Genomic DNA, 9,482 nt, shown 5'->3' with positions numbered 1-9,482 from the left:
CCTAATAGTGGTTTTGAATATTTATGGATAAAAATGAAATTGAAAAATAATATATAGAATTAAAATTTCTTTGACTCTAAATATATTTTCTGCATATTTAAGTGATGAAAATAAAATTTGGAGGTTCTTATGATGAATGATTTTGTATTTTGTTTTAGTGTAATTATTTTTATGATATGTATCTTTTATTTTGAAAAAATATTATTTTTTAAGTGTGGAGATATTATTGTTTTAGGGAAGGCGTGGAAATTTTATAATTCTGTTTGTGAGCAGGGAAGAGCTTATTTTTATAAGTATAGGAACTTCCTTTTTTATGAAGAAAGAAAGTTTTTTGAGAAGTTTTATGAAAGAAGGATTTTTGTCGTCTTAAAGCACCAGGTGAAGATGAAGGGGAGTGTGGGGAAATATTACGGATGTTATAAAGGTCATACGGGAGAAAAGTCCTTACTGTATGGGCGCAATCGTATGGAGTGTGTGGGAAAATAGGACGGGTGCAACCGTTCAAATTGACGGAACAAATAATAGTAATAATAAACAATTATTAATTATATTATATTATATTAACAAAAATGTTTATAAAGAGTTTTTAAATAAAAAACCTATGAAGGTGTAAAATATATAGTATAGAGATTTTTAAAGGATAGTGTTTATTTCAAATTTAGTACTATCTAAGAAGTAGGAGGAAAAAGATATGGATAAAGGTATTTTTAAATCATATAGTGTTAAAAACTTAAATCTTAAGAATAGGGTTGTTATGGCACCTATGTGCATGTATATGGCAAAAGATGATGGATTGGTTACTGATTTTCATTATGCTCATTACATAAATAGAGCTCTTGGTGGAGTTTCTGCTATTATTTTAGAGGCTACAGCAGTTGAGCCTAGAGGTAGAATTAGTGATAAGGATTTAGGAATTTGGAATGATTCTCAAGTTGAAGGGTTAAAGGCTCTTTCTACTGGAATTAAGAAGTATGGTTCTTATGCAGGGATTCAATTAGCTCATGCAGGAAGAAAGTGTTCTGTTTCTAAGGAGGCTATTATAGCACCATCAAATATTAGATTTAGTGATGAGTACAAGGAACCATTAGAAATGACTAAAGAGGATATTGAAGAAGTTAAGCTTTCTTTTAAAGAGGGAGCAAGAAGAGCATTAGAAGCTGGTTTTGATTTTATTGAGGTTCATGGAGCTCATGGATATTTAATTTCAGAATTTTTATCACCACTATCTAATAAAAGAAATGATGAATATGGTGGAAGTATTGAAAATAGAGCAAGATTTGCAGTTGAAGTTTTAAGAGAAGTTAAGAAGGTTTGGCCAGAGGATAAGGCTATTTTCTTTAGAGTTTCTGCTAATGATTATAAGGAAGGTGGAAATACTAGAGTAGAGATGGCTAAACTTATAAATATCATTAAAAAAGAAGGTATTGATGTTATTAATGTAAGTACAGGTGCCGTTGTGTCTGATGCTGTCATAAATGTATATCCAGGATACCAAGTGAAGGATGCTGAATATATAAAAGAACATTGTAATATAGCTGTTATGGCAGGAGGTCTTATTACTACTGGTGATGAGGGAACTGAGATAATAGAAAATGATAGAGCAGATTTAATATTCCTTGGAAGAGTGTTATTGAGAGATCCATATTGGGTTTTAAATGAAGCTAGAAAGAGAAATATTAAATTATCATATATTCCAGAGGCTTATGAAAGAGGAATATAGAATATAGTATAAAAGATACTTGAGAAGTTAGATTTTCAAGTATCTTTTTTTATAGAAAAATTATTTTAAATGTTGTTAAATATTAAATAATATTTACAAAATATAAAAAAGATAGCGGGAAAATGATAAAAAATATTTTTGTACTGAAAAAATATAGATATAAAAAAGGAATAAACTGAAAATATATATTATAAAAATTAACAATTTAGTAAGTAAAAGTATTGATTTTAAAATAGTGAATTGTTATCCTAAAAAAGGATGGCATAGTTAGCTGTACCTAAAATTAAATTTTATTTTTATATAGAACTTTAGATGATATTATACTCAAAAGGTGAGGTGATAATCATAAGAATAGGTTTTATAGGATGTGGAAAAGTAGGTTTTTCATTAGGAAAATATTTAAAGAAAAATGGTTTTAATATATCAGGATTTTTTAGCAGAAATGTTGACAGCATAAATGAAGCAGCAAATTTTACAGGAACAAGAGGATTTTTTAATCTTACAGATATTGTTAAGGAAAGTGATATATTATTTATTACAACTACAGATTCAGAAATAAAGAATGTGTGGGAAAATCTAAAAGGATTATCTATAAAAAATAAAATTGTTTGTCATTGCAGTGGAGCATTAAGCTCAGATGTTTTTGAAGGTAGAGAAAATTTAAATGTCTTTGGATACTCAGTCCATCCATTATTCCCAATAAAAGATAAGTTTGAAAGTTATAAAGTTTTAAATGAAGCATTTTTTGCAATTGAAGGAGATAGTGAAAAACTTCAGTTAGTGAAATCGTTATTTTCTAAGACTAATAAGGTTAAAGAAATAAAAAAAGAAGATAAGGTTAAATATCATAAAGGTGCTGTTACAGTTAGTAATCTTGTATTAGCTTTAATTTCTATAGGTGTTAGAGACATAGAAGAATGTGGCTTTACAGAGGAAGAAGCAATTGATGCACTATATCCCTTAATAAAAAATAATATTGAAAATATAAAGGGAAATGGTTTATTTAATTCTTTAACTGGTCCTGTGGAAAGAGATGATTTAGAAACTATTAAAAAACATTTAAGTGTTTCTAAAAATGAAGATAAGGAAGTTTATAAACTTTTATCAAAGAAATTATTGGAGATAGGAAAAGAAAATAATAAAGATTTTAAAAAGGTGGAGGAGTTCTTATGCAATTAAAAAATACAGCAGTTACATTTAAGGAAAGTAAAGGGAAGGAAAGATTATCTATGCTTACAGCATATGATTTTGGAACAGCTAAGCTTGTAGATGAAGCGGGTATTAATGGGATTTTAGTTGGAGATTCTTTAGGGATGGTTGTTCTTGGATATGAAGATACTTTAGAAGTTACTATGGAAGATATGATTCATCATAGTAGAGCTGTAAGAAGAGGTGTTAAAAATGCACTTGTAGTTACAGATATGCCTTTTATGTCATATCAAACATCAGTACAAGATGCAGTTTTTAATGCTGGAAGATTAGTTAAAGAGGGAAGAGCCGAGGCTGTTAAATTAGAGGGGGGACTTGAAGTAGTTCCACAAGTAGAAGCTATAGTTAAAGCATCTATACCAGTTATGGGACATATAGGGTTAACCCCTCAATCTATAAATAGTATTGGTGGATTTAAGGTTCAAGGAAAAGAAGAAGATAAGGCAAGAGCTTTAATAGAAAGTGCTAAAGCATTAGAAAAAGCAGGAGCATTTGCTATAGTTTTAGAATGTGTACCAAGTAAACTTTCAAAGATTATAACAGAGTCTATAAATATACCAACAATAGGGATTGGTGCAGGAAATGATTGTGATGGTCAAATTTTAGTATATCAAGATATGGTTGGAATGTTTTCAGGATTTAAACCTAAGTTTGTTAAAAGATATAGAGAACTTGGTGAAGAGATGAAAGAAGCTTTTAAGGAATATGATAGAGAAGTTAAAGATAAGGTTTTTCCAAGTGAAGAACATAGCTTTAAAATAAGTGATGAAGTAATAGAAAAATTATATTAGGGGGAAACTAAGGATGGAAATTTTAACAACTATAAAAGAAGTTAGAGAAGTGATTTTAAGACATAAGCATAAGGAGATTGGATTTGTGCCTACTATGGGTTTTTTGCATGAAGGTCACTTAAGTTTAATTAATGAAGCTAGAAAAAATAATGAAATAGTTATAGTTAGTATTTTTGTAAACCCAATTCAATTTGGTGAAAATGAGGACTTAGGAAGCTACCCAAGAGATTTAGAGAGAGACTCTAAAATGTGTGAGGAAGCTAGAGTAGATTATATTTTCCATCCAAATGCTAAAGAAATGTATGGAGATAATTTTTCAACAACAGTTCATGTAGATAGATTAAGTGCAGGGCTTTGTGGAAAATCAAGACCAGTACATTTTGATGGTGTATGTACAGTAGTAACTAAATTGTTTAATATAGTTAAGCCAAGTAGAGCATACTTTGGAGAAAAAGATGCACAACAATTAGCTATAATAAAAAGATTAGTTAAGGATTTAAATATAGATGTAGAAGTTATAGGGTGTCCTATAGTAAGAGAAGAAGATGGACTTGCTAAAAGTTCAAGAAATACTTATTTATCACATAAAGAAAGAAAAGATGCTTTAGTTTTAAATAGAGGATTAAATAAGTCAAAAATCCTTCTTGAAAGTGGAGAGAAAAGAGTAAGTGTTTTAAAAAATATAATTAAGGAAGAAATAGATAGTGTAGATTCTTCAAAGATAGATTATATAGAGATAGTTGATAAGGACACACTTGAAGAAGTGAAGGATGAAATTAATGGACCAGTAACTGTTTTAGTTGCAGTTTATATAGGAAACACTAGATTAATTGATAACTACAGTTTAGGGGAGGAAAAGTAAGATGAATATAACAATGTTAAAGGGAAAGATTCATAGAGCTTGTGTAACAGAAGCAAAATTAAATTATGTAGGAAGTATAACTGTTGATGAAGATCTTTTAGATGCAGCAGGAATATTAGAGTATGAGAAAGTTCAAATTGTAGATATTGATAATGGAAATAGATTTGAGACATATACAATAAAAGGTGAGAGAGGCTCAAAGGTAATGTGCTTAAATGGAGCAGCAGCTAGATGTGTACAAGTTGGAGATAGAATAATATTAATGGCTTATTGTACTTTAGATAGTGAAGAGGCAAAAAGTCATAAACCCAAGGTTGTATTTGTAAATAAGGATAATGAAATAGAGAGAATGGCAAACTATGAAAAACATGGTGAAATAGTAGATATTTAAAATGAAAAATGCTTTAGAAATTAGTTTCTAAGGCATTTTTTTCTTTAAAATTTAAATTTATATTAATAAAAAGGATTTTTTGAAAATTTAATTTAAGATTATGAGATAATAAAGAATATAATCAATACGAGAAAAAGCTATTTATATAATGATACAAAGGAGGGATTTTTGTGAGAAGAAAAAATCATTTAAATGTAGGTAAAATATTACTTACAACAGCTGTATCGGTAGGAGTAATAATGCCAAGTGTAGTAGCAACTGGAGAAGTAGTAAAAAAGGTAGGTAATAATAGTAAGATAAATATAGATAGTAGTAAAACAGTCAAAGAGTTCGTTAATATAAATGTGGGAAAGATAAATATAATAAAAAATGTAGGTAATGGAACTACAGCAAATACACAATATATTCCTGAAAATGTTGTTCCTAAAACTGGAGATATAGGAGCTATAGGAACAAGCTTTCAATATAATATTCCTATTGAATTTACTAGTTCAAATGGAAAGCTATATAATTTAGAGAATCCATCAATTGAGGTTAATTTAAATCCATCAGGAATAAATGGAAAAGCTTTGACAAGTGAGCAAAAATTAGCAATTAAAAATTTAGAAAATGATATAAATATTCAAATTCAAAATTATAGTCATAATTGGAACACTTCAGGAAGCTATATATTTAGTTTATCCGTTAATCTTAATAATGCAATTAATGGAGTTCAATTAAATCCTGTAATGGAACTTAGTTATACATTAAATAAAAAGGATATTGAAAAAAATATTAGTCTTGGGAAAATACTTCTTACAAGAAAGTATTCATCTAGCATAAATCCAAGTATAAGTCTAAAAGGAAATAGTTTAAATGTAAAAATGAATTGGAGTAAAGATAGTGGAAATGTTGCTAAATATGATTTTAATAATATAGGGTATATAAATGGAAATCATAATGTGAAAAGCTTAAGCTTTACAGTTTCAGAACCAAATGGAGTAAAGTTAACACCGATAGATAATCCAGAACTAAAAGTAAATAATGATGGAAGTTATACAGTAAGTGGAAACTTATTAAATGAATTATTAAATGGAAATATAAAGTTGTTTAATATAAGTTATACAGGAGTACCTGTATCAGGAAATATTAGTATAAATTTAATTCCTAAAACTAATGGTGAGACATTTACTAATGGAAAGGTTACAGAGGAAGGAACTTCAGTAAATTATGGTGGAAGTAGTGTAAGTGTTCAATATGTTCCAAAAGGAAATGAAAGTCAAAAGATAGATAAGTTTACACTAGAATCAAGTGATCATGGAATTGTTCTTGGTAATGGAAATATGACTAATGCAATTAGAACGGATTTTAGTGCAAAAGTTAATTCAGAAGGTGGAAATGGAATTGCATATGTAGGTTCATGTATAACTAATGGAGAAGGTATAATTACTCAAAATGATAAGAATCTAGAGTCAACAAATTTAACATATGTAGAATTACCTACAAATATTTTAAATGAATTAACTACAGGAACATTAGAGGAAAAAGAAGAGATAATGTATAACATTATAAATAATAAATATCCTTCATATAAAAGTGGAGATACTTTAGAATCAGGTTTTTCTCCTAACTTTGTATATACAAAAAGTAGTATAGAGAAAGGACAAAGTAAAGTTATAGGAGGAAATTATATAAAAATACCTAAAAATTATAGTGGATGGAGTACATATCCAACGTCTGCATCAAGTACCATAGTGGGAGTTTTATATAATGAAAATGATATTTCTAATGATACTATAAAAGATTTTCAAAACTCAAAAACAGATACAATAAAAAAGGTTTCTAAAAATTCTTTTTTAGGGATAGTAACTCCACCTAATAACTTAATAGGAGATACAATTAATAGAACTAATTCATGGACATATCCGCAGTCAACATATTTTAGAGATGGAGAGTTTTCACATGGAGTTTCAGCATCAGAAATTTTAACATGGGCAGTTTCAGATACAAGGTTTGATAGCTTTGATAATGGAATAACAACATATAATCAAAGAGGGCATGGTATTTATAGTAATAATATTTCAGAAAGTAAAATGGCAACGTGGTTAAGTCAACCTCATACTATAAATGGAGCTATAGGAGTGAATGTAGCTGGAGATAAAAGTCTTTATAAAGCTGGAACATATATAAGAGTTAACTTTGGAGGAGATGCTATTGTTACAGGAAATGTATTTCTTAATGGTGAAAAAGTAAACTCAAATGACATAAAGATAGAAAATAATTACATAATAATAAAAATTCCAAATAATACACCTTTAAACTTATTAAAAGTGACAGTTCCAGTTCAATATACAAATATAGCATTGAATAGTATAACTACATCAATATCACCATGTGATCAAAATGGAAATGAAACAAGAAATATATATCCTGTAGTAGAGGTAAATGGAAAAATGAGTTCATGGGGAATGACTGGATATGCTGAAAATACAGCTTTTACAGATACAGTAAACTTCACTCATACATCAGCAAATATTTGTGGACAGTATAGTAATGGTGTATCTAAAGATAATACAACAACAATAACTAATGTTATAAATAATCTTGGAGATGAGAAGAAAACATACACTATTTCAGGAAGAATTCCATCAGCTGATAATAATACATTATCAGCAAATTTTGGAGATACTAATGTAGGAAATCTTAGCAGTACATTAGAGAATATTGATACAAATGGGGCAGATACATGGGTATTACCTAATGAGGATTTAAATAATCCTAAAAACCAAGAAATTTTAAATACACCGTATGCAAGTACACTTGGAAATTTAACATCAGAAGAACTTAAAAAGTTAGGGTGGGTAAAATATACTAAGGGAATGAATTTAAAAAATATTGGAGCGTATTTAGTAAAAACAACAATAAACCCAGGTTCAAGCTATACAATGTATTATAAAATAAAGTTAGATAATGTAGATAAGAATGTATTTCAAACAACTAATGCAGAATACAAATATTATGATAATGATGATGGAATAGGTTCAATTTCACCAGTAACAACATTAGTTCCATATGGAGCTAATGAGCAAAATGCTTGGATGTCATCAATAATAGTTCAAAATTATAAGAAAAATTCAAAGGGAAAAATAATAGTAGATGGAACATCAGAAATACCAAATGATATTTTAAATAAAGAATTGAAAAATTCAGTAGACCCATTAAGTAAAGATCCAAAACTTGGAGATTTAATTAGTAATGGAGAAGATATCGTAAATGATAGTACATTAAAGACACCAGAAAAATTAATGAATTTAATAAAATTTGCAATTAATAATGAAAGTGAGTTTGAAAAATTAGGATATAAATTAGATTATATAAGTATAAATGGAGTGAATATTGCACCTGGAAGTGCAGGAGAATACTCAATGAATACTGGAAATTTAATGAATTGGCTTGAAAATGTAGGAATAAGAGATAATACTGTACTTACAAAAGTAAAATTTGTAATGTCACAAATAAAAACTGTTCCAGTTACTGTGCAAGTACAAGTTCTTAATAATAAAGATGAGGTTGTACAAAATTCAAATACTATAGAAAAACATAATATTTTAAATGGATTAACAGGAAATTATTTAGATTCAAGTCTTTGTGGTATAAAAATTCCTAAAGGATATGAGTTAGTAAAAGAAACTGTCAATGGCATTGAAGTTACACCAAATGCAGATGGAAGTACGTTACCAGAAAAGATTGGACAAAGTGGAGAACAGATAATTTATTATATAAAAAAAATACAAACAAAAATAAATCTAAAAATAGAATATCCAGATGGAAGTATAGTAAAAAATAGTGAAATAAATGTGGCAGGTGATCCAGAAGCTTCAACTGAAATGAGCGAAAATAAAAATGTTATAAGCATTGATGGAGAAAGTATAACTATTCCAAATGGATATAAAGTAGCAGAAACTATAGTTACAAATATTGATACAGGGAAAACTGTATCAACTACAAAAAACAAAGTAAATATAATATCTAACTTTAGAAATTATAATATAGGAATAGTAATAAAACTTGAAAAAATAAAAACATATACAATAACAACAGAAATAATAAGTACAAAAGGTCAAGTTTTAGTACCAGAAAATACAATATCAGGAGAAGAGGGACAAAGTACAGAAAATGTTAAAATTCCTCAAATACCAAAAGGGTATCACTTAGTAAAAGTAATTAATGGAGAAAATCAAATAATATCTAAAATGCCAGATCAATATATAGATAAAAATCAAAAAATAATTTGGATAGTAGAAAAAGATAAAGTTACTCCAGAAGTAAAGCCAGAAACAAAACCAGAAGTAAAACCAAATGAGAAGCCGGAAGTAAAGCCAGAAACAAAACCAGAAGTAAAACCAAATGAGAAGCCGGAAGTAAAGCCAGAAACAAAACCAGAAGTAAAACCAAATGAGAAGCCAGAAGTAAAGCCAGAAACAAAACCAGAAGTAAAACCAAATGAGAAGCCAGAAGTAAAGCCAGAAA

The 9,482-nt window shown here is 28.4% G+C and carries 5 protein-coding genes and 1 pseudogene; all 6 read left to right on the top strand.

Annotation, left to right across the window (positions count from 1 at the left end):
* Positions 1-691: 691 nt before the first annotated feature.
* On the top strand, positions 692-1,720 hold the full coding sequence (namA, locus tag ACRDDY_RS17410) for an NADPH dehydrogenase NamA (protein WP_438566193.1): 1,029 nt from the start codon (positions 692-694) through the stop codon (positions 1,718-1,720).
* Positions 1,721-2,056: 336 nt separating this feature from the next.
* Positions 2,057-2,899 (top strand): Rossmann-like and DUF2520 domain-containing protein, encoded by an 843-nt coding sequence (locus tag ACRDDY_RS17405; protein WP_438566192.1) that lies wholly within the window; start codon positions 2,057-2,059, stop codon positions 2,897-2,899.
* On the top strand, positions 2,890-3,720 hold the full coding sequence (gene panB, locus ACRDDY_RS17400; protein ID WP_438566191.1) for a 3-methyl-2-oxobutanoate hydroxymethyltransferase: 831 nt from the start codon (positions 2,890-2,892) through the stop codon (positions 3,718-3,720). The genes ACRDDY_RS17405 and panB overlap by 10 nt, the downstream gene beginning before the upstream one ends.
* Before the next feature lie 13 nt (positions 3,721-3,733).
* Complete coding sequence (gene panC / locus ACRDDY_RS17395) at positions 3,734-4,582, top strand: pantoate--beta-alanine ligase (RefSeq protein ID WP_438566190.1); 849 nt, start codon at positions 3,734-3,736, stop codon at positions 4,580-4,582.
* Position 4,583: 1 nt separating this feature from the next.
* The gene (gene panD / locus ACRDDY_RS17390; RefSeq protein ID WP_438566189.1) at positions 4,584-4,973 is read left to right on the top strand and encodes an aspartate 1-decarboxylase; all 390 of its coding nucleotides are present in this window, start codon (positions 4,584-4,586) and stop codon (positions 4,971-4,973) included.
* Positions 4,974-5,143: 170 nt separating this feature from the next.
* Positions 5,144-9,482: pseudogene (locus tag ACRDDY_RS17385) on the top strand (hypothetical protein); the annotation flags it as partial.

The sequence above is a fragment of the Clostridium sp. genome (assembly GCF_051656525.1).
GTDB lineage: Bacteria > Bacillota > Clostridia > Clostridiales > Clostridiaceae > Clostridium.
Note: the sequence above shows the minus strand (reverse complement) of the source record. Positions and strands in the feature narration are given on the sequence as shown.